General features: G+C 41.3%; 23 protein-coding genes and 2 tRNA genes. 16 read left to right on the forward strand and 9 right to left on the reverse strand.

The annotated features are described in order from the left end of the window. Positions 1-15: 15 nt before the first annotated feature. The 3 genes from EHS11_RS14870 to EHS11_RS14880 are packed head-to-tail and all read left to right on the forward strand — an operon-like array spanning position 16 to position 3,391. A complete protein-coding gene (locus EHS11_RS14870) occupies positions 16-1,002 on the forward strand; it encodes a hypothetical protein (RefSeq protein ID WP_135765166.1) in 987 nt (328 codons plus the stop codon). Then, the gene (gene fliM / locus EHS11_RS14875; RefSeq protein ID WP_109019924.1) at positions 999-2,024 is read left to right on the forward strand and encodes a flagellar motor switch protein FliM; all 1,026 of its coding nucleotides are present in this window, start codon (positions 999-1,001) and stop codon (positions 2,022-2,024) included. Before EHS11_RS14870 ends, fliM begins: the two co-directional genes overlap by 4 nt. A 17-nt stretch (positions 2,025-2,041) precedes the next feature. After that, entirely contained in the window at positions 2,042-3,391 is a 1,350-nt protein-coding gene (locus EHS11_RS14880; RefSeq protein WP_135765167.1) for an alkaline phosphatase family protein, read from the forward strand. Positions 3,392-3,395: 4 nt separating this feature from the next. Here EHS11_RS14880 and EHS11_RS14885 read toward each other — a convergent pair whose 3' ends face one another. Genes EHS11_RS14885 through queF form a run of 3 tightly spaced genes read right to left on the reverse strand, consistent with a single transcriptional unit; the run spans position 3,396 to position 4,277 of the window. After that, positions 3,396-3,617 (reverse strand): ferredoxin, encoded by a 222-nt coding sequence (locus EHS11_RS14885; RefSeq protein ID WP_210413708.1) that lies wholly within the window; start codon positions 3,615-3,617, stop codon positions 3,396-3,398. Continuing rightward, complete coding sequence (locus EHS11_RS14890) at positions 3,617-3,874, reverse strand: SemiSWEET transporter (protein WP_135765169.1); 258 nt, start codon at positions 3,872-3,874, stop codon at positions 3,617-3,619. The genes EHS11_RS14885 and EHS11_RS14890 overlap by 1 nt, the downstream gene beginning before the upstream one ends. Position 3,875: 1 nt before the next feature. After that, positions 3,876-4,277 carry a preQ(1) synthase gene (gene queF, locus EHS11_RS14895; RefSeq protein ID WP_135765170.1) on the reverse strand — a complete coding sequence of 134 codons (402 nt, stop codon included), beginning with the start codon at positions 4,275-4,277 and terminating at the stop codon, positions 3,876-3,878. 42 nt (positions 4,278-4,319) lie between these two features. Between queF and guaA the strand changes: the two genes are divergently transcribed. Beyond that, the gene (gene guaA, locus EHS11_RS14900) at positions 4,320-6,131 is read left to right on the forward strand and encodes a glutamine-hydrolyzing GMP synthase (protein WP_135765171.1); all 1,812 of its coding nucleotides are present in this window, start codon (positions 4,320-4,322) and stop codon (positions 6,129-6,131) included. 1 nt (position 6,132) lies between these two features. Here guaA and EHS11_RS14905 read toward each other — a convergent pair whose 3' ends face one another. Beyond that, positions 6,133-6,543, reverse strand: coding sequence for an LIMLP_04285 family protein (locus tag EHS11_RS14905; protein WP_135765172.1), 411 nt, complete (start codon positions 6,541-6,543; stop codon positions 6,133-6,135). A 141-nt stretch (positions 6,544-6,684) separates the two neighbouring features. Here EHS11_RS14905 and EHS11_RS14910 point away from each other — a divergent pair. Together EHS11_RS14910 and EHS11_RS14915 are read left to right on the forward strand one after the other, a co-directional pair. Beyond that, positions 6,685-6,758, forward strand: a tRNA-Cys gene (locus EHS11_RS14910). 60 nt (positions 6,759-6,818) lie between these two features. Continuing rightward, positions 6,819-6,902, forward strand: a tRNA-Leu gene (locus EHS11_RS14915). 14 nt (positions 6,903-6,916) lie between these two features. On the opposite strand, the gene EHS11_RS14920 is transcribed toward EHS11_RS14915, so the two are convergent. After that, positions 6,917-8,827 carry an O-antigen ligase family protein gene (locus EHS11_RS14920; protein ID WP_167884460.1) on the reverse strand — a complete coding sequence of 637 codons (1,911 nt, stop codon included), beginning with the start codon at positions 8,825-8,827 and terminating at the stop codon, positions 6,917-6,919. 19 nt (positions 8,828-8,846) lie between these two features. On the opposite strand from EHS11_RS14920, the gene EHS11_RS14925 reads away from it, so the two are divergent. The 10 genes from EHS11_RS14925 to EHS11_RS14970 all read left to right on the forward strand — a co-directional run bounded on the left by EHS11_RS14925 (position 8,847) and on the right by EHS11_RS14970 (position 17,630). Continuing rightward, on the forward strand, positions 8,847-9,680 hold the full coding sequence (locus EHS11_RS14925; RefSeq protein WP_135765174.1) for a glycosyltransferase family 2 protein: 834 nt from the start codon (positions 8,847-8,849) through the stop codon (positions 9,678-9,680). Further along, a complete protein-coding gene (locus EHS11_RS14930; protein WP_135765175.1) occupies positions 9,664-10,425 on the forward strand; it encodes an LBBP_01157 family protein in 762 nt (253 codons plus the stop codon). Before EHS11_RS14925 ends, EHS11_RS14930 begins: the two co-directional genes overlap by 17 nt. After that, positions 10,415-11,002, forward strand: a complete 588-nt coding sequence (locus tag EHS11_RS14935) for a D-sedoheptulose 7-phosphate isomerase (RefSeq protein ID WP_135765176.1) — start codon at positions 10,415-10,417, stop codon at positions 11,000-11,002. Before EHS11_RS14930 ends, EHS11_RS14935 begins: the two co-directional genes overlap by 11 nt. Before the next feature lie 3 nt (positions 11,003-11,005). Further along, a complete protein-coding gene (locus EHS11_RS14940; RefSeq protein ID WP_135765177.1) occupies positions 11,006-11,782 on the forward strand; it encodes an ATP-binding cassette domain-containing protein in 777 nt (258 codons plus the stop codon). Beyond that, positions 11,724-13,265, forward strand: a complete 1,542-nt coding sequence (locus tag EHS11_RS14945; protein ID WP_135765178.1) for an FHA domain-containing protein — start codon at positions 11,724-11,726, stop codon at positions 13,263-13,265. Before EHS11_RS14940 ends, EHS11_RS14945 begins: the two co-directional genes overlap by 59 nt. Before the next feature lie 49 nt (positions 13,266-13,314). Next, positions 13,315-14,121 (forward strand): hypothetical protein, encoded by an 807-nt coding sequence (locus tag EHS11_RS14950; RefSeq protein WP_167884462.1) that lies wholly within the window; start codon positions 13,315-13,317, stop codon positions 14,119-14,121. Between the two features lie 79 nt (positions 14,122-14,200). Continuing rightward, positions 14,201-15,595 (forward strand): 3-isopropylmalate dehydratase large subunit, encoded by a 1,395-nt coding sequence (gene leuC / locus EHS11_RS14955; RefSeq protein ID WP_135765179.1) that lies wholly within the window; start codon positions 14,201-14,203, stop codon positions 15,593-15,595. 10 nt (positions 15,596-15,605) lie between these two features. Beyond that, on the forward strand, positions 15,606-16,232 hold the full coding sequence (gene leuD / locus EHS11_RS14960; RefSeq protein ID WP_135765180.1) for a 3-isopropylmalate dehydratase small subunit: 627 nt from the start codon (positions 15,606-15,608) through the stop codon (positions 16,230-16,232). An 11-nt stretch (positions 16,233-16,243) separates the two neighbouring features. Next, positions 16,244-16,624 (forward strand): FKBP-type peptidyl-prolyl cis-trans isomerase, encoded by a 381-nt coding sequence (locus EHS11_RS14965; protein ID WP_135765181.1) that lies wholly within the window; start codon positions 16,244-16,246, stop codon positions 16,622-16,624. Between the two features lie 4 nt (positions 16,625-16,628). After that, entirely contained in the window at positions 16,629-17,630 is a 1,002-nt protein-coding gene (locus tag EHS11_RS14970; RefSeq protein WP_135765182.1) for a PLP-dependent cysteine synthase family protein, read from the forward strand. A 48-nt stretch (positions 17,631-17,678) separates the two neighbouring features. Here EHS11_RS14970 and EHS11_RS14975 read toward each other — a convergent pair whose 3' ends face one another. From EHS11_RS14975 to EHS11_RS14990, 4 genes are all read right to left on the reverse strand, one after another. Then, positions 17,679-18,764 (reverse strand): DUF5777 family beta-barrel protein, encoded by a 1,086-nt coding sequence (locus EHS11_RS14975; protein WP_135765183.1) that lies wholly within the window; start codon positions 18,762-18,764, stop codon positions 17,679-17,681. A gap of 4 nt (positions 18,765-18,768) precedes the next feature. After that, positions 18,769-19,308: a YceI family protein gene (locus tag EHS11_RS14980; protein ID WP_135765184.1), complete on the reverse strand. Its 540-nt coding sequence runs from the start codon at positions 19,306-19,308 to the stop codon at positions 18,769-18,771. Then, positions 19,305-19,751: an LIC11213 family lipoprotein gene (locus EHS11_RS14985; protein ID WP_135765185.1), complete on the reverse strand. Its 447-nt coding sequence runs from the start codon at positions 19,749-19,751 to the stop codon at positions 19,305-19,307. Before EHS11_RS14985 ends, EHS11_RS14980 begins: the two co-directional genes overlap by 4 nt. 129 nt (positions 19,752-19,880) lie before the next feature. Then, positions 19,881-21,605 carry a patatin-like phospholipase family protein gene (locus tag EHS11_RS14990; protein WP_135765186.1) on the reverse strand — a complete coding sequence of 575 codons (1,725 nt, stop codon included), beginning with the start codon at positions 21,603-21,605 and terminating at the stop codon, positions 19,881-19,883. Positions 21,606-21,608: the final 3 nt, after the last annotated feature.

Raw genomic sequence — 21,608 nt, forward strand, 5'->3', positions numbered from 1 at the left:
CGAAATTGTTACTGTATGCGAGTATCTTTGGTAGGATTCCTTATTTTGTCTTTAACTGGCTCTCTTTTCGCCATTCCCGACAGGGATGCACGCGGGGAAAGGGTGGAAAATTTTGTCGCCCTCCAATCTAAAATCAAAGTTAGTTTGACCAAAAGAAATTTTACCGAAGGGGAAAGAATTCCCTTGCAGTATTCGATTCAGAATACGGGAAAAGAAGTAGTTCGCATTTTTCCTGCGGGGGATTTTCGTTATTCCTTTCAAATCATCATCAAAGACGAAGACGACCGTTTGGTGGCACCTCAGGAAGATCCGGAATTTCACGATCCCATTTTAAAAAGAAGAACTACTGTCGTAAACCTTGTAGGCGATGAGAACAAAGAAATCATACTTCACCGAAATGAATCTTTTTCCAAGATCATTTATTTGGATGAATATTATTCCTTCTTGCCTGGTAAAAAGTACTTTATCACAGGTTATTTTTATCCCAATTATACTGAAGACAAAGATTCTTTTCTAAGATCTGAAAATACTTCTTCCTTTCTTTTGGAAAAATCAAATATAGAAAGAAACTTTACTCCTTTGGCACAGAACTTAGGAGAAACTGGATTCGTCACTCCCGAGGAAACCATCTTTTTATTTCTCGGTTCGGAAATGAAAAAGAATTGGGAATCCCATTTCAAATGGATCGATTTTTCGGAATACATTCTGAATTATGACAGGTTTAGTACCGTTTATGCTGAAAGTCATGCAAGTGACAGAGATGCGATTGTAGAAGAGTTCAAAAGGTATCTTACTGAATCGCCTTCCGGCAAATTGAAATATTTCAAAGTTCTTTCCGTGGATTATCCTTCTAAAAACGATGCAAGAGTCCAAGTTTATGTGGAAAGAATGATCGGGCGTTTTAAAACAAGATATGAATACGGTTATTCCCTGAAAAAAGACGAAGGAAATCGAGTTGGGTATTGGCAAATTAAGAATCTACTGGTTAAGGTAAAAAAATGACCGAAATTCTCTCACAGGACGAAATTGATGCACTGTTAAACGCCATCTCTTCAGGAGAGGTGTCAGAAGATGAATATTCATCCGTAGGTGAACAGAAAAAGGTAAAGATCTACGATTTCAAAAGACCGGATAAGTTTTCAAAAGACCAGATTCGTACTTTGCAGATGATGCACGAGACGTTTGCGCGTCTTGCTACAACGGGTCTTTCGGCGCAGCTCCGAGCCTTGGTTGTGGTTCACGTGGCTTCGGTAGATCAGTTGACCTATGAAGAATTCATCCGTTCCATTCCGAATCCGACCACACTTGCCGTTATCAATATGGACCCTCTTCGGGGATCTGCGATCCTTGAAATCGACCCTTCCATTTCCTTCACAATCATCGATCGTTTGTTTGGTGGAAAGGGAGAATCTTCCAAGGTAAACCGCGAACTTTCCGATATCGAGCTTTCCGTAATGGAAGGTATCATTGTAAGGATTTTGGGAAACCTGAGAGAATCCTGGTCTACTGTAATCGACCTTCGTCCACGTCTCGGAAACATCGAAACAAACCCTCAGTTCGCCCAAGTTGTGCCTCCCAATGACATGGTGGTACTTATCACACTCGAAACAAAAGTAGGGGAAGTGGAAGGGATGACCAACCTTTGTATTCCCTATATTACGATCGAGCCGATCATCAACAAACTTTCCGCACAATACTGGTATTCCTCGATTCGTAAGGGGGAAGTGGACGAAAATAGAGCTGTCATTCAGGAACGACTGGACCAAGTCAAAATCCCTTTGATCTCTGAAGTCGGAAGCGTAGATATTTCGTTAAACGATCTTATGAATTTGCATACCGGAGATGTGATCAAATTGGAAAACACTCCGATCAAAACCGACCTCACCGTAAAAGTAGGGGATCGTAGTAAATTCAAAGCAACACCCGGCAGAGTGGGAAATCGTTTGGCGATTCAAATCGGAGATTCTATTGAAGACATCCCGGATGAGCTGCTCGGATCTACCCGTTCCGAACAAGAATACTAATCCTATCTTTTTCTTGGATGATTCGTATATTTGTAAAACAGGTTTATTTATCAGGATTTTTGGCTATCATCGGATTGATCTTTGTATTGATTTCATTTTCTTCTCAAAATATTAGCGCAAAATCTAAAAAGAAAAAAGAAATCGTAAAACAAAAGTTAATCGTTCTTTCCATCGACGGATTCCCAGGGTATTATTTTGATTCTCCGGAAATTCTGAGCCTTTTGCCTAACTTGAAAGAGTTTTCTGAAAAATCTTCCTTCTCCCGGGAGATTCAAACCGTAAATCCCAGCGTTACTTATCCGGCGCATACTTCCATGGTGACTGGAGTCGATCCGAGTACGCATGGAATTTTAAACAACACTCTCGTTGATCCGTTTGAAAAAAACGATGGAGGTTGGACTTGGTATGCGGAAGATATCAAAACAGGAACCCTTTGGGACTATGCAAAATTAAAATCCAAAAAAACGGGAAATGTATTTTGGCCGGTCACAGTCGGAGCTGCTATCGATTACAACTTACCACAGATTTGGCGAAAGAGAATTCCCGAGGATGATAAACTTTTGCGGGCCTTATCCACGGGAGGACTTCACAAACGTGCAGAGCTTGCCGTAGGAGAGCCGTTAAATGACGTCACTAAGGATTTGGTCAAATTCAGGACTGGTTTCTGGTTATTTGAAACTTTTCAACCGGATTTGCTCTTTTTATACACCACCGATTTGGATAGCACTCACCATGCTTACGGGCCTGGCTCGACGGAAGCAAAAGAAAAATTAAAACAAATCGATTCCGAATTTGGAGAATTCGTAAAAGCATTGAATCTGTACAATCGTAACGATCTCGCTTTACTTCTTATTTCCGACCATGGTTTTTCCTACGGAGAAAGCCTTTGCCAACCTAATGTATATTTGTTGAACAAAGGTTGGATCCTTCCCGATTTGCAAACATATGATTTTATTTTTAAAAGTTCCGGCGGATCTGCCATTTTACTTCCCGGAAATCGAAATACATTGACGGAAGAGGAAAGAATTTCTTTGAAGAATGATTTGGAGATGAATTGTCCCGGAACCAAATGGAGGGACAATTCGGAAGATATTTCGGACTTAAGAAAATCCCAACACCCTGATGCACTGGGCCTGCTTACCACAAAGGAAAAAATCTATATTTCCGGTTCCAGAAAAGGTTCAGTTTTTCAGATCGTAAAACAACCGATCTACGGACATGGTTATGACAATCAAAATCCCGAAATGAAAACCATAGGCGGATTTTATTTTAAAAAGATGAAGAATAAAGAAGATTGGAAGATGAGTTCCGTAAAAGATGTTTTTGTCAATGTTTGCAGATATTTGGATCTGGACTGTAAAAAATAACAGCTTATCTTTTCCAGTGAATGCATTCACCGGGACATTCGTCCATTTCCTTTTGTACTTTTTTTATCTCGTCTTCAGGAATGATTGCATCATTGATGGACTCTCCTTCAATATGAGTTTGGGAGAGGTCGTCTTCATCCATCATAAAGTATTTGGGAAAATTATCAGCACATTGGTTGCAGGAAGTGCAATTGTCTTTATCCACATAGGCTTTTTTCATATCAATCAATTCGGATCCTCCGACTTAAGTTTATAAATGAGTATCGTGCTAACAAATACCAACGTAAAACTGTTGGCGAGTATGATCGGCATATTCGAAATCAGGATTCCGTAGACGAGCCAAAGCGAAATTCCCATACTAAGAAAGATGTACATATTTCTGGAAATATCTCTGGTTTGTTTGGTAAGTATGACCCGAAGCACCTGTGGTAAAAAAGACAAAGTAGTGCATATGGCTGCTATGTATCCGAGGATCACTTCCATATTATTTTTTGTATTCCCTGCTCACGATAGTTTTGACTCCTCCGCGGATATTGTAGTCTCCAATTACTTTTAGGTAATTTGGATCAACTGCTTGGATCAGATCTTCCAGAATTTTATTGACTACATTTTCATGAAAAATCCCCACATTTCGAAATGCCAGAACGTATTCTTTGAGAGATTTCAGTTCAATGCACTTTTCCTTGGGGGAATACTCTATGAAAATGGTTCCAAAATCAGGCAGACCTGTTTTGGGGCATACTGCCGTGAATTCGGGGATGGTGAATTCGATTTTATATTCCCTACCTGAGTAGACATTGGCAAACCATTCGATTTCCGGGGTCTTCCAGGCGGGGATGTGGTCTTGTTTGTCCTCGTAGAGAGAGACGGATTTTTTTTCCGACATTTGTTTACCCTGGCATTTGCAAAATTATTTTGGAACCATCCCATGAAAAGTGATAAAAAAATCGCGGTTATTGATTTCGGCAGCCAATACACACATTTACTTGCTTCAAGAATTCGCAGACTAGGAGCTTATACGGAAATCCTAAGCAATGAAGAGCCGCTTTCGGTTTATTCCTCTTATGCAGGCATTGTCTTGTCGGGAGGTCCTTCCAGCGTTTATGAAGAAGGTGCCCCTTTGCTGCCAAAAGAGTTTTTCCAACTCGCCGTTCCCATCCTTGGAATTTGTTATGGTCATCAACTTTTGATGAAAACATTGGGAGGAGAGGTAGTTACTTCTTCAAGTAAAGAATACGGTCCTGCAACTCTCAATTTAATTTCCGGCAAAAAATCCAAACTTACGGATAGAGTTTCGGTTCATTCTAAAGTTTGGATGAGCCATGGAGATGAAGTTACAAAACTCCCCGATGGTTTTGAAATCATGGGAGATTCGGATAATTGCCGTTATGCTTTTGTTTCAGACGAATCTAAAAATTATTTTGGAATCCAATTCCACCCCGAAGTGACTCATTCCGAAGAAGGAGAAACCATACTTGAAAATTTCATCCGAATCTGCGGGCTTGCAAATTCATGGAGTTTGACTTCCTTTCTCGAAAGGGAAATAGATCTCCTTAAGAAGAAGGTTCCTTCTGACAAAAATGTATTTTTACTTGTTTCCGGTGGAGTTGATTCATCTGTCGCCTATTTATTGTTAGCAAAGGCTTTAGGTAAAGACAGAGTTAAGGGTTTGCTGGTAGACACCGGTTTTATGAGAAAGAACGAGGTCAGCGACTTAAAGGAAAATTTGGACAAGCTGGGATTTGATCTGACCATCTGGGATGAGAGTTCCGAATTTTACAGATTGCTTGCCGACAAGTCGGAACCTGAGGAGAAAAGAAAGATCGTGGGAGATCAGTTTTTGGAAGCTCAATCCAAGGCAGTCAAGTCTCTCGGTCTGGATTCCGAAAATTGGATTTTGGGACAAGGAACGATTTATCCGGATACGATCGAATCCGGTGGAACCAAACATTCCCATAAAATCAAGACCCATCACAATCGGGTTCCCGCCATTCAAAAGCTGATCGAATCGGGAAAAATCATAGAGCCGATCGCCGAACTGTACAAAGACGAAGTTCGGTTGCTTGGAAAACTTTTGGGATTACCGGATCTTTGGATTGAAAGACATCCTTTTCCGGGACCTGGGCTTGTGGTAAGGATGATTGCATCTCAGGAAACCAAAGATAAAAACGGAGAAGCAGAGGCATTGTCATTGGCGAAGGGTTTCGATCCTAAGGCAAATGTAGGAGTTTTGCCCATCCAATCCGTGGGAGTACAAGGAGACCAAAGAAGTTATGCTCATTGCGCCGTATTGAATGATTTCACCAAAGACTGGAAACAATTGGAAGAGCTCTCCATTCAAATTACAAACGGAATCAAAGCAATCAATAGAGTTGTTTTTGCTCCCGATTTACCGGTGCTTCCCGAGAGATTTTTTTACAACCAAATCAGAATGGACAAATTTCACTCCGATTTGCTGCGAGATGCAGATTCGATTGTAACCGAACATCTCTATAAAGAAAAAATCCACACAGAGATATGGCAGATGCCTGTGGTGCTTGTCCCCGTAGGACTGCGGTCGGATAGTTTCGGAATTGTTCTACGTCCCGTAGAATCCCAGGAAGCGATGACTGCCAATTTTTATCAGATGAATCGTGAAATCCTCAGTCGCATAACAAGCGAAATACTGAAAATACCGGGTATTTCACTTGTGCTCTACGATCTAACTCACAAACCACCGGGCACGATCGAGTGGGAGTAATTTAAGGAAGCAGTATCCAAAGGATCGCCATTGTACCCATGGCAATTTCAGGAAAACGGCGATCAAAGAAGGATTTGGGCTCTTCCTTTTTCTCTTCGGTGGCAGCGCCGGTTACTTCCGCCTCTTTCGTTTCTTCTTTTTTTCCTGAACCGAACATCCTGGAAAAGAAACCTGGCTTTTCCGCAGGTTTTGCATCTTCCCAAACTACGGGAGATGTAACAACTGTGATTTGGTTCTTTTTAAACGTTTGTTTGGTTCCATCCTTTGATTCCACTAGGATTTCCGAAGGGCTAGGGCTGGATGTCTTTACATTTTCAATCAATTGTTTCGAAGCCTTGACTGTAACCGAATCAGCATAAAGCGAAGAAACCAAAACGGAGAAAAGCAAAGTATAAAGTAAATTTCGATTCATACCATCTACAAAGATGGAACTTGTTTACTCTCGCAAATGGATTTCTTTCCGAATTATTACATTCAGGTTAAAATGTGGAAGTTAATTGCATTTGACAGGGGGCTTCGAAATTTTAGCCTATCCAAAGTCCCTATGAAAAAGGGCGTCGTGGCCAAGTGGTAAGGCATGGCTCTGCAAAAGCTTGACCGCCGGTTCGAATCCGGCCGACGCCTCCATATGATTTCTTTTCCCTTGACTTTGGGACATCAGAAAAAATCATAACTTTAGGCAAAACTGCCTGGATGGTGGAACTGGTAGACACACAGGACTTAAAATCCTGTGGGAGTAATCCCGTGCGGGTTCGATTCCCGCTCCAGGTAAGATGTTTCCTTCTTTATTCCCCGCAATTTTCTTCGATTTTCAAAACCGGAATTGATTTTTCCGAAAGTTTTCCTTTCTCTTTTTTCCAAACATACTCAATCCCAAAATCTAAAAAGTAAATCTCTTCCGAATTCGAAAATGGAATATTAGAAAAATCGAATTTGTTTTCTCCTTTTTGCAATTGGAATTTGTTTTCCGAAAGAATTCTTTCCTTATGTGCTTTGAACTTTTGGTCTTGGTCAAAACTTTCCCTTTCTCTCAATTCTATTTTTACAGCTTCGGGAAAAGTCCCTTCTTTGCTTTGGGGAAGATCTATCCGAAAGGAATAGGGTTTTTCTCTTTTTCTTTTTTTCCCGTTCAAATTGGCAAAATGACTTAGGCAACCTTCCAATTTGAAGTAAAATACCTCCGAATCGGGAATCGTTTGAGCCGCTCCATTTATCGTCTTTTGTGCGATAGGTGAAAGGAAGTTATGGATATCACGAGTTCTATGAAAAAACAACTCGTCTTCCTTCGCTTTTGTACCCAGATAGATCAAACTTAACGAGATGAAAAGGGGAAACAGGAGAAATAGAACGGATTGTTTTAGTTTTGTTCGAAAAGTAATCTCCCGGTTGCTCCCGGGAAGTAAGGATAGTATTCCTAAGAATGGAAGAACCACTTCATCATCTAACAGATAACACTGGAAAAAGCCTGCAATGAAAACGGAGTAAATTCCAAGATATTGCCCGGAATGTTTGGGATTTCGTAAGAACGAAATTAGAATTTGTACCCATAAAAAAAGAAACAATGTTCCAGCAACGAAACCCCCCAGACTTACAAAATGTAAAAAATCATGATGCGCGTGCGATTTGGGCGTAATGGAGATTTCATAATACAAATATGGTTTTTTCTCAATCAAAGGCAGATAAGAGAACTCGAATTTCTTTTTATAATTTCCGGAACCAACGCCAAAATAGGGATGAGCTTCGATTATATTTCTAGTTCCTTTGTGAATCCAAACCCTTTGGTTTTCCAACGTTTGTTTTGTAAATAATTGGTCGATGGATCTTTGAAAAAGCCAATTTGATCTGTATAAGGCAAAAAAAACAAAAAGAAAAATAAAACTAGCAACAATAATGCGAATGTAGGATTTTTTAAGAACTTCGTAGACTGGTTCCCAATGGGTTTTTCTTTTGATGGAAAGATAAAAGATCAGAGAAACGGACAAACCGATCCAGATGGAACGACTTTGATTTAAAAATAATAACAGAACTCCCGAAAAGGAAAGGAACAAAAGGAAAAGAATTTTCCCGGAAAACTTTCCCCTTTGCAGTTTTTTAAGTTTAAAAAGTCGAAAGGTTTTTAAGATTAAAAACGACAGAAATAAGGACAACAACCCTCCATATGTTAGGTGGGTGTTCTGGAAGCCGATCGGCAGATAGAGAGGAATGCCTAAACCGGGGAGGTGTCCGATCAGATGAGGCAGTCTTTTTCCTTCCAGATATTGAAATCCGTCCATTACGAAACCCGCCAATCGATAAGGAAAAACAACTGAGACTAGTCCGGATAGAATTAAGAAACAAGCTCCTATTTGAACAAACCGCCTAATTTTTGTTTTGTCTTTTCGGGACTGGCTTTGCAAAACGGGTAGGAGCAAAAACATCCAAAAATCACTGAATTCTGAATGGATGAGAATCTTTTTCCATTCTGGCAAACCTTCGATACCTGATAAAAAACGAATTCCGAAGATCCAAAAATAGAATGCAATCCCGATCCAAAAAATAGGTATGCTTCCGGGCTTTGGGAATCGAAAAACCAATACGAAGCAGAACATGGAAATTATGGCGGAGATTTGAGATACTGATACGGAAAAAGGAACTGTAACCCAAAACAAAGAGAGAAAAACTACAGTGAGTTTCTGAAATGTTTCTTTCCTAGACATGCTTGGTTGGGAACTTAGGATGGTGGCTGTGTTTGGCAAACCAAAAAGAAAACTTTCCCTTGCGATCATCACTTTTAACGAAGAGAAAAACATCCAAGCTTGCATTGATTCCGTAAAATCAATCGCAGACGAAATTGTGATCTTGGATTCTTTGAGTACAGATAAAACAAAATCCATCGCCAAAAAAAACCAGAAAGTCCGTTTTTTTGAAAATTCATTTCAAGGGCATGTGGAACAAAAAAATCTGGCGATCTCCTATTGCAGACACGAATGGGTCTTATCTTTGGATGCCGATGAAAGAGCGAGTGAAGAATTGCAAAAATCAATCCTCTCTTTTTTAGAAAAGGAAGATGTTGCCGAAGATGGGTTTCAAATCGCAAGATTAACACATCATATGGGTCGTTGGATTTATCACAGCGGTTGGTATCCTCAGAGGCGTTACCGGTTGTTCCGAAAAGACAAAGCAGTATGGGTGGGAGAAAACCCTCATGATTTTATCGAATTGAAAGATCCGACAAAGGGCGGAGTTTTAAAAGGAGATATACTTCACTACAGTTTTCTCGATTTTTCCCATCAGATCACAACGATCAACCAGTTCTCTTCTATTGTTTCTTATACCCGTTATGCGAAAGGGCATTCGTTCTCTCTCTTTAAATCCATTTTAAAGCCGATCGGAAAATTCATCGAAATTTATATTATGAAACGAGGTTACTTGGACGGGATTCCGGGATTTTATATCGCTTTGGCATCTTCCTTTTCCACATTTCTTAAATATGCAAAAGTATATGAGTTGGAAAAGAAGTTCATCGAAAAACCGTCTAATATGAGAAAGGATTATGGCGAAAAAAAATAAACCTTCTCTATGGAATCGGATTCTTTCTTTCCTATTTGGTTCCGGTTCGGAATCGGAGATTGTAAAAACCAGAAAAAAAGAACCGCAACATTTCAATTTGGAATGGAAAATCGCCCGGGATAAATACAAGGACCTTCTTCTCACCAAACAGATAGAAACGGGATTGGTTGTGGAAAGAAAAGGTTATAAGCTGCACAAAACAAATGATAAACTATTCCGTTTGGAAGGGGAAAGTTTTTCGATCGTAATTGTTACGGGAAATTCCCTTTATCCCAATAAAGAAGGAAAGACTACCGGAATTCTTTTTGTAGACGAAGGGGAATTGAACCAGGCCATTCAAGCTGATTTTTCCCAATTGGAAGGTTTTCTCGATCGGGTGAGCATTCCCAAAACCGATACTGGAGTTCTTTCCGATTCCTCAAAACCAAAGGACTGGAAGATGGTTCTCGCTTGGGATAGGTTTTGGAAAGAACAATTATTATTGCAGATTTCTCCGAATAATATGGCACTCATTTTATTGGCATTAGGGGAAGAAGGACGCCAGTTTTTCGAGACAGTTGCCACGGACCGACAGAAAAAACTGGTAAGAGACGAGTTCTTTTTTCTGAACCAGGGTAAAATATCTTCCACCGACAATCCTCATGGAAAAAATAAAAACCTATTCGGATTCGGTGCTGCCATGCGTGAATTTTCGAACAAGATAACATTAATACAAAACAAAATGGAAAAAGAAAATGAATCATAATACTTTAATTTCCTCACATATAGAAGATTCCATTCGGACAAAACAAAAGGTATTGGAATCGTTGATTCCTTCCATCGAAGCCGCAAGCATGTTGGCAGTGGAAAGTCTGAATGCGGGGGGAATGTTGTATTTTTGCGGAAACGGTGGTTCCAGTTGCGATGCTTCCCATATTGCAGCTGAGCTAGTGATTCGTTATAAGTCGGGTAACGAAAGAAAGGCGATCCCTGCTATTGCACTCAATGCGGATCAGGCGGTATTGACAGCATGTTCCAACGATTACGGATACGAACATATTTTCAAAAGGCAACTGGAAGCATTTGGCAAACCGAACGATTTGTTCGTAGGTCTTACCACTTCGGGAAATTCAAAAAACATATTACTTGCTTTGGAAGAAGCAAAAAAAATAGGAATGAAGTCTTTGCTTTTTTTGGGTGGTGACGGTGGAAAGGCAAAAGGCCTCGCAACTCAGGAAATTATAGTTCCGTCGAATGTAACTGCAAGGGTCCAGGAATCTCATATTTTAATCGGCCATATACTCTGCAGTATCATTGAAAAGGAACTATTCGGATTGGACTAAAAAGTGTCGGAACCTCTTGTCTCCATCCGGTCCGCCAATCTATTCACTCCGAATGGAACGAGGATTTGGAAAGATTTAAACTGGGATCTTTTTCCGTCCGAAATCCATGCATTGATCGGAGAATCCGGTTCCGGTAAGACAACGCTCGCCTATTCTTTGTTTGGTTTGCTCGGTGAAAGTTGGAAGTACGATTTTTTGCATTGGGACGTTTTGGGGTACGATCTTTCCTACTGGTCCGGTCCTTTCGGAGAAGAGCTGAGAGGAAGATCTATTTTTTTAGTCCCTCAAAATCCGAATCTCGCATTCCATCCCTATCGAAAGATAAAAGACCAGGTGATCGACTTTTTCCGATTGGGACTCAGGAGTTCGGAAGATCCGAAAGAAATTTTGGAACTTTGGAAAGAAATGGGGATCACTCGTCCCGAAGAAAAATGGAACTCCTATGCAAATGGACTTTCCGGAGGAGAAAAACAAAGAATTTGTTTGTCTTTGGCACTTCTGGGGGACTACCGTATTTTGGTCTTAGATGAACCCACGACTGGACTTGATGCGAATACCGAAAAATGGGTGCTCCGAGCGATCCGAAAGAAGTCGGAGGAAGGCAAATTGGGGGTCATTTTTATTTCCCATGACCTGAGGATCGTCGAAAGTATGGCCTCCCGGATTACGATAATGAAAGAAGGAAGTGCAATCGAAAGCTTCCCTGTCAAGGATAGAAAAATTGAACCGACTACAGAATATGGTAAAGAATTGGAAAAGGCAAGACGGTTCTTTTTATAAATTTAAGTTCGTTCTTATTTTTCTATCTCTCTGTTTCGGAAGAGAGATCTTTGCGGAAAAAAGATTTCAGATCATGGATTGGGACGTCTCGGGATATCCTGAAATCCAGGTGGATTTAAAAACCAGAATACCTTTTTCCGCATCTGATTCGGAGATTCAGATATTAGAAGATATTTCGGGCGCAAAAAAAGTAAGCACCAGTTATAAACTAACGACCGACTCCGAGCCTACACCCGTCCATTTTTATTTATCTATCCCTAGTTATGCGAACTGGGAAGAAAAAACCTGGCTTGTACATTTTGCCGCAAATATTGCCACCATTGCAGAAAAATCCGGAGGAAAGTTTTTTCTCAATGTGCAATCCGATGATCAGTTTTTGTTTTATGAAGGAATTCCCGCTTCCAAACTATCTCCTTCCTTTTCCCTTCCGAAAGAAAAGGAACCAAAATACCCTCTCAGATCTTGGGAAAAAGTAATCGGTAGAATCCAATCCGATTCGAACGTTTACAGAGTGATGATCGTCGTTAGCTTTGAGACGGACTGGATGGATAAATTCAGAATTGCCGAATTTGCTAGAAAAGTAAATTCAGAAAACTTGGATTTTATTATCATTGCACCTACTACGATCGAAACAACAAAACTTGCAAGTTATGTGAAAGGAAAGTTTTATCCTATCGGCAGACAGGAATCCTATATTGAACTTTATCAGGAATTGAATCATTTGATTTTACCGAAGGTAAGGCTCGTGTATCTTTCTCCCTGGAATCTTTCCCTTTGGAAAAACAATGAAATACTAACGGATATTATTATTGGAGAAGGGGATCGTTTGAGCTTTAAGTATGAAATTTCCTTTTTGCATAGTTTTTACAGAAAGGCAAAAGACCCTCTTGTGTTTTATCCTTTCTTGCTTTTTTCCATTATACTTTGCCTTTCCGTTCTATATTTTTTAAGAGGTTATTCCGTTCCTATCCTTCAAGAAAAAAAAACTTCTACCAAACCGGAGGAGAAAAATACTCATTCCCCACCGAATAGAAAAAATACTCCCGCTGTGAAAGATTTTGAAAACGAGAGAAATAAAAACGAACTGGAAGTTTACGAACGGGTGTACGGTGATTCTTTGGAACGTGCGCGCGAAAACGAAATTATTTCCCAAATGATCGAACGAGAAGAGGTCAGCGGAGAATCCTATTCCACTGCGGTTCTTATTTTAAAAGAAGGTGTTTTTGCAGGAACGCAGTTCTCGATTCGATCGGATGAGGTTTTAATCGGATCGGGAGAATCCTGCGAAATCGTTTTGCAGGATTCCCATATAGAACCGATTCACGCAAAAGTAAAGAAAGTAAGAGGGCGTTACCTTTTGTTCGATTGCGCTTCCGAGTCAGGCGTTAGTTTGAACGGCAAAAAATTATTACGCCCCAAAGCACTTTTTGATTTGGATGAGATCAAAATCGGTCGGACTTTAATTTCCTTCCGGGGTAGATAATTGGATTGGAATTCTTCAGGAAAATGTTATTTTATAAAGGGAAAAAGATATGAGAATCGTTTCGTTACTTCTATTCATTTCTGTTTTTTCCGTTGTTTGTTCCGGCAAGACAACAAATAATAGTTCGGCGACTGCATTGCTTCTTTCCAATGAATCGGGAACGGACGGATGTACGATTGCAGGCATCGGCAACCAAATCAAAGCAGGGTATACCGGAATTACCACCACGTCAGGAAAGGTTCAATTCAAAATGGTAGGTGATACCTATTACGCAGTTATGCAGATCACCGGAGCTCAGATCGCTACGAATGTAGTGTTCAATCAGGATATAAATATGTCCGTTTATTCTTCTTCCACTTGCCCTCTCAAATTGGACACTGACCCTCTCACAAAGGACGGAACCGAATACACCAGAACGGTAAGTAGCGGTGCAACTACGTTTGCCTTTCTCAAGGCAGGCAGTTATTTATTTTATCTCTACCAAAAACAAAATCCTGACAGTGCACCTCTCACTGTAATCACAACGGGCACTCCTGTTCAATCCATTTCCGGAGGAAGTCTTACGGATATTTTGAATGGAAACTCTTCGACTACTTTTAAATTCGCTTGTGATAATGCTAGTACAGGAATCTGCCAAAACTACTATGGGTCTTTCACGGATTGTTTGTCAGGAGGAACCAAACAAACGGGAAAATGTACGGAAGATGCGACTGTGGTAGGCTCTTGCATGTTGAAACAATCAGGGATAGGAGCTATCATTTCAGTCTACAGACCTCCTATGGTTCTTGCGACTGCAACTTCGGCTTGCTCCTCTCCCGCGACCTTCCAAGCAGGCACTTCCGTCCAAACTCCTTAGTTTGACTCGGCCCTGTTTTCAAATTCTCTGGACGCATTACCCCTAGTCTAAGGTATGACTATGGTAGGGGATCTATCGAATGAAAACGATGTTTGAGAAAATTTGGAACGACCATCTTGTCGATGAGGAGAATGGAACTTGCATTATTTATATAGATCGTCACCTCGTCCATGAAGTCACAAGCCCGCAGGCCTTTGAAAATTTAAAATTAACCAAAAGAAAAGTGCGTCGTCCTGATGCGACTTTTGCTACTATGGATCATAATGTTTCCACAAGATCCAAGGATTGGAAAACCGCCGATCCTGTGTCCGTTCTTCAAATGCAAACTCTGATGAACAATTGCAATGAAAACGGAATCACTCTTTTTGATACAAACCACCCGGACAATGGAATTGTTCACGTAGTTGCTCCCGAACTAGGGATCACTCATCCGGGATTAACAATCGTTTGTGGGGATTCCCACACGGCCACTCACGGAGCTTTCGGAGCCCTTGCTTTCGGAATCGGAACATCCGAAGTGGAACATGTTCTCGCAACTCAAACCCTGGTTCAGAAAAAACCTAAAACTTTGGAGATTCGGGTGGATGGCAAACTTTCGCCGCTAGTTTCTGCAAAAGACATCGTTCTTGCAATCATAGGAAAAATCGGTACCGACGGTGCCACAGGCTACGTAATCGAATTTACGGGAGAAGCCATCCGGACTCTTTCCATGGAAGGTCGTATGACAATCTGCAATATGGCGATTGAAGCGGGGGCCCGTGCAGGACTTATTTCTCCCGATGATACTACCGTAGCTTATCTGGAAGGAAGAGACTATTCTCCCAAAGGAGAAGAATGGACCAAAGCAGTCGCCAAATGGAAGTCATACGCTACCGATCCAGGCGCCAAATTCGATAAGACTGTTGTTTTGAATGCAAATGAAATCGCGCCGATGGTATCTTGGGGAACTTCCCCCGGACAAGTAGTTCCCGTGACTGCGCAAGTTCCCGGTCCGAATGATTTTACCGATCCGATTCAGAAAAAATCGGCGGAATCTGCCCTCGCCTATATGGGGTTAAATGCAGGTCAAAGGATTTCTGACATTAAGGTAAATAAAGTATTCATCGGATCTTGTACCAATTCCCGGATTGAAGATTTACGAGTGGTAGCAAATACGGTAAAAGGCAAAAAAGTGAGCAGCGCAGTAGAAGCGATCATTGTGCCCGGTTCCGGTAGAGTGAAACGCCAGGCGGAAAAGGAAGGTTTGGATCGGATTTTTCTTGAGGCAGGCTTTCAATGGAGAAATCCGGGATGTTCCATGTGTCTTGCCATGAATGACGATGTACTTTCCCCAGGGGACAGATGTGCCTCCACTTCCAATCGTAACTTCGAGGGAAGACAAGGAAAGGGCGGACGCACCCATTTGGTAGGGCCGGCCATGGCAGCTGCCACCGCGATCGAAGGTCACTTCGTAGATATCAGAGAGTGGAAATAAGGAAAAATTTATGAAAGCATTTACCGTTTTAAATGGAATCGCAGGATTATTAGACAAAGCAAACATAGATACGGATCAGATCATCCCGAAACAATTTTTAAGAAAAATCGAACGTTCCGGATTCGGTAAACATTTGTTTCATGACTGGAGATTTTTGGATGATGCGGGCGAAAAACCAAATCCCGAATTTGTTTTGAATTTACCCCGTTACCGAGGTGCTACCATTCTTGTCACCCGTGACAATTTCGGATGCGGTTCTTCGAGAGAACATGCTCCTTGGGCTTTGGAAGATTACGGGTTTCGTTCCATCATTGCTCCTTCATTTGCTGATATTTTCTTTAGCAATTGTTTTAAAAACGGAATGTTACCGATCGTTTTGGATGAATCCAAAGTAGAAGAAATATTTCAAAGTGTTTTTAAAAAGGAAGGGGCAAAGCTCACTGTCGATTTGGAAAAACAATTGGTATTCACCGAAGAGGGGAAATCTTATTCTTTTGAGGTTGATTCTTTCCGTAAACATTGTTTACTCAATGGTCTGGATGATATCGGACTCACTCTTCAAAAAGCGGATAAAATTCAAAAATTTGAAGAATCGAATCAAAAAGATGTTCCCTGGCTGTATAGAAACGTAGTATAATATATTCCATTATGATAAAACGATTCATTCCTTTTTTAGCCTTAGCATCGATTACTTCGCTTTTTGCTGCAGACGACCTACTCATCCAAGATACGAAACTCGGTCTTGGAAAAGAAGCACTTCGCGGAACAACAGTTACCGTTCATTACACGGGGAAATTGACCAATGGAAAGGTATTTGATTCTTCCGTAGAACGGGGTGAACCTTTTTCTTTCGACCTGGGCTCCGGACAAGTGATCCAAGGTTGGGAAAAGGGAATCGCGGGTATGAAAGAAGGCGGAAAACGAAAATTAACCATCCCGCCTAAATTCGGTTACGGTGCGAGAGCAGTTGGACCGATCCCTGCAAATTCCACATTGATTTTTGACGTAGAGTTAATCCGAGTAAAATAATCCCATGTTAGAACCAATTACAAAAGGTATCGATGACCTAGGAAACAGCCTCTTGCAGGCACTGAATAGTGTCCAAGGTATCTTTGGAAAGGAATTGTCCGTTGCCAATCCGATCAAAGACAGCATCTTGCAATTGGTTGGCAACACTCCTCTCATTCGTTTGAATCGGATTGGTTCCGAATATATAGGTATTCATTTTTACTTAAAGGCGGAATTTCTAAATCCTACAGGTTCCGCCAAAGACAGGACTGCGCTTGCCATGTTCATTGACGCGGAAAGACGCGGAAAACTAAAAAAAGGTATGTCAGTGGTTTTGTACGGGGCTGGCTCTTCCTCCATCAGTTTTACCTGGATTGGAAAATTCAGAGAGTACCCTGTATATTGTTTGGTGCCTCTTCATACCTCACAGGAAAGGATTCAGATTTTAAGAAGTTACGGTGCGGAAGTGTCCGTTACCAATGAATCTGATCAGACCAGACTTGCGGAGCTTGCCGCTTCCAAAGCCCAAAAAGTCAACGGTTGGATTCCTGATGAATCCGCAAATCCTGCAAACCCCAATTTTCATTTTAAGACGACGGGACCTGAGATCTGGAGAGACTTGCAGGGAAAAGTAGGGGCGATCGTTTCCGCACCAGGAACAGGCGGAGCCATCACTGGAATCGGAAGGTATTTGAAATCGCAAAACTCCCGTTTGAAGGTAGTGATTGCCGGAAAACAAAATTCTACCTTTCTGCGTTATGGTAGAGCCAAAGACAAAATGGAACAGGAAGCGATTTCCCTTCCTGCGGTTTACGATCCCAAACTCATTGATGAGTATTTTAACGTTTCGTCTGAAGAGGCACTTCATCTCCAAGCGGATCTTTATGAAAAAGAAGGTATCTTTGCCGGACTCACTACAGGGACTGTGATTGTAGGAGCTTTGCGGTTGTCCGAAAAAATCAGAGAGTCCGTAAATAATGAACGGGAACCTTTCAATATAGTGATCCTATCTCCCGATAGAGATTAAAATCTGAACCGGTTCGGTTACTCTCATATTTTCCGAAAGATTTCCTTATCACCAATTTTCTTTTTCTTTCTCTTCTCCGAAAGAAAACTGTCTTAGAATATTAAATCCGAGCGAGAATTCCTTTTTGCTATAATCATAGTCTGCTCCTCTGAGAAGCTGTGTATGGGCAAGCGCTCTCGTATTGGAAACAAAGAATTGAAATACATGCCCGCCGGTTTCAATATCCACTCCCATCCCCATAGGAACGAATCTATGTTCAACGGATTTGTCCAAGATCAGGTTTTTCAAGATGATTTCGTTCATCGAAACGGAGCCAGCCATTAAACCTCTGTTAATTTGGTCTCCCGTGAGTTGGGTGATCCCGTCGATTGTTGTTTTTTGCGACTCAACCGAATAATTGTCTCCGAAATAATCCCTTTTGGGTGTGAGAATGGATTCAAAGCTGATATCGATGCGGCTTGTGATCTTGAATCTACCTCCGATGGAAAGACCGGTTCTTGCATTGGAAATATTATAGGGAGCGAAGTTCCGATGGGTGTACATGGGGGATGCTTGGATCGAAATTCTATCTGTAAATTTTCTAGAGATAAGTAGGGACCCCATATAGGATCTTTTGTCCTGGTCTGTTAGTTCATAAGTATTAAGACCACCGTTGATTCTGTTGTCCAAGGTGGAATTTCCCGTCCAGGAACGGGTGTAATACGAAAATATAAGGGATTGGTCGGAAGTTTCCTGGCCTGCCACTCCGAATAGACTTACAGTAAAGGGGAACCAGTCCTGTGACACCAAACGGAACTTAGTTCTTGCTTCATAGGTTTTGAACTGCGAAGTTCTTGCGATTCCAACACTCCATCTGTCAGTAATTCCGTAGTCCAGGGAAAGTTGCGTATTGGCGCCTTCATCCAGCCCTAAAAAATTATCGGATCCGGGCTTTGCGCTTCCGAATCTATGATTGAACCGAAAAACTAAATTTTTCGCCCCGATGTCTTCCGTGCTTGGCATATAAAGCAGACTTGTTCCCATAAAATGAGTTTGGGGCACCGGGTCTGCATGGCGCGGCGATGAGAATACTAGAAAGAAAGAGGATACTATTACCGATAGGTATTTGAATTTGAAAGTTTTGGAATGGATCATTTGATTACTCTGAAATTAAACTTAGTTTGACTTTGACTTGGATTTCCGGATTGATTTTCATGATTAATAATTGCGGGACTTGAATATTATAATCTTCTAATTTAATTGTAAAATAGGACAGTAGCTCGAGGGAGCCGCTATCTTTCTTTAGATTTCCCGTGAGAGAAACATTTTCCTTTTTCTTGCCGTGAAGTTCGAGACTGCCTGTAGCTTTCACTTCCCCTTGTTCTTTGATTTCAGAAACGGATCCTGAAAATATGGCGAGGGGGTAAAGTCCTGTTTCCAGATAATTGTCATGTAGATGGGATGTCTGTAGTCGGTTCGGAGTTTTTAGGTCCTTCAAATTGACTTCTATATAAATCTGTTTCGACTTGCCGTCCACCCAACCGGAAACGGTCATTCCTTCTCCGGTGATTGTTTCCAGGCTCGATTCCGATTTGAAATAAACTTTGCCGGAATTTACAGTCCAACGTTTGGATTCCGACCGGATTGCACTTGTAAATGTAATTCCGGATATGAGGAAAAGCAGTGCAAAGTATTTCAAGGGTTGGAACCGCCTAATATCCAGCAGTAGATGGCTTTGTCTACGGATTGATTTGTGTTCACAGCCATGGAACCTGTGGATTGGGCAGTGTAAAGTGAGGAGGTAGTAGGTGACCCGGCAACTGTATAACCTTTTACCTGGTTGTAGTTAGTCGCATTGTATCTGGTAGTTCCGTCATGACAGCCGGAAGAACCGCAAGTGGAATTAAAACCTGCCGTCGCCAAAGATGAGAATGCGGGAGCGGCTACTTCACAGGTCGGGATGGGAAACTTTCCTGTTGTTGAGCTTGTGCCGGATAAAGATCCAGATCTGGACAATTGGGAAAGCAAAGCCGCACCGATGGCAGCATCTTGGTCTTTTTCGCTGGCTTTTTCATCTACGCAAGCGGTGAAACTCATCACTAAAACCAGGGAACTAAAAACTGAATTGGAAAATTTTGACATAAGAATCCTCGGACGTTTTTTGTATTTCTGAATCTTTCCAGTATCCTGGACTTTCTGTATAATAATTTATTTACCGGATTGAAAAGGAAATCTTTTTCCCGTATAAAGAATTCAACAAAAATCTTATATTTACTTCTGGTATAGCTTTTTGATGTCAGAAAGAGAGTCCCGGGCCACTTGTTCCCCCAACTGAATGAATTCCTTGTTTCTCCAAAATTCAAACCAATTCGAATTTTCAAGAATCGGATTGAGGTAAACATCCGCATCCTGTGCCGAGTATTTCCCGATTCTGTATTGGAGGGAATAGAGACTATTTACAATGATATCAAGCACATTCAAATTCAATAATTTGTTTGTTTTCATCGTATCCCGGGACGAAGGCATGGAATTCACTGCGATGATTTTTTCCACTCCTTCCAGTTTCAGAGGAGAAACGGGAAGTGGGTTTACAATCCCTCCGTCTACATAGATTTTTCCGTTTTCCTGGGGCTGGGGAACAAACACTCCCGGAATGGAAATACTTGCCATTACCGCATCGAGCACTCTTCCTTCGGAAAGGACGATTTCCTTTCTGTTCGTGATATCGCAGGAAACAAGTCTGAGTTTGATCGGAAGGTCCTCAAAATACAAATCCCCCAGATATTTTTCCAATAAACTTCTTACATTCTTTCCGTGGAGAAGTCCTTGTCCCGGAAAAGAGAAATCAACCAATTTCAACATTTTGAATATGGAATCAATTTCGTTTAACAAAGGTAAGATCCCTTTGTAGCCGAGGCCGCTCGCCCAGAAAGCTCCTATCACGGAACCTATACTGGTTCCGGAAATGATATCCAAGGCAAGTCCTTCTTCTTCAAAGACTTTCATAATTCCCACTTGGGCGAGTCCTAAAGCGGCTCCTCCTCCGAGTGCAATCCCCACTTGGACTCCTGAAAATTCACGCGCCTTTCTACGGATATGAATTTCCAATTTTCCATCATCAATGATGGATTCGATGGGGGTTTCGTGATAAAGAACTTCGTTGGATTTGGATTCTTCGGAAATACATTCTTTCAAAGGATCGAAAGGATTTTCTTCCGTAGGTTTGTTTTTCCCCACCAGGTTGACTATGTTATCCGATTCTTCCAAAAGTGTTCGTATGAGTTCGGGCGGGTCTTCCGGAAAGATTTCCAAAAATATAAATGAATGCGTTGGGTAATGCCTCCCCAATGTTTCTTTGATTTTATCGGGGCTTTTGAATCTATATTGTTTCAGTGCGTCCGATTTTATAATATCGCTGACCGTTTGCTGGTTGAAACGAAGTATGACTGTCTTTTTCCCCGATTCTTCTTCTATTGCTTCCGCCAATCTGGTAGAATAAAAATCCATGGCAAAAGGGGATGAATGGATAAAACAAACTACCGAGTTGCGAAAGTATTCTTTGCTGCCCAAAAGTTCGTTTCGCAAAGTCTTTGTTAGCATTTTGGAAAATGTCGTGGAAAGAAAAGGGATTTTGCGGATCAGTTCCTGGAAATTGTTTTGGGATAGTACGAGAAATCTTGATTCGGAAAGTGTTTTGGCATGATGGGAATGATCTTCTCCTGTCAAAAGAGAGTGGATTCCAAAATATTCTCCTTTTTTAAGAACCTGTAATTCTTCTTCTTTGATTTCTCCCTTCGCCGGGATATAAATCCGAACGGATCCTGAAAGAATCAGATAAAGACTTTGGTTGTTTTCCCCTTTTTTATAGAGTAATTCCTCTCTTTTGGATTCTACAATCTGCACACTTTCCGCCACCAATTGAAGTTCTTTTTTTTGCAAACTTCGAAACAGGGGAAGCCCGGAAACCAAGTGGATTTTGCCTTCGATATCTTTCATTTT

It is taken from the genome of Leptospira ilyithenensis, assembly GCF_004771005.1.
GTDB classification, from domain to species: Bacteria; Spirochaetota; Leptospiria; order Leptospirales; family Leptospiraceae; genus Leptospira_A; species Leptospira_A ilyithenensis.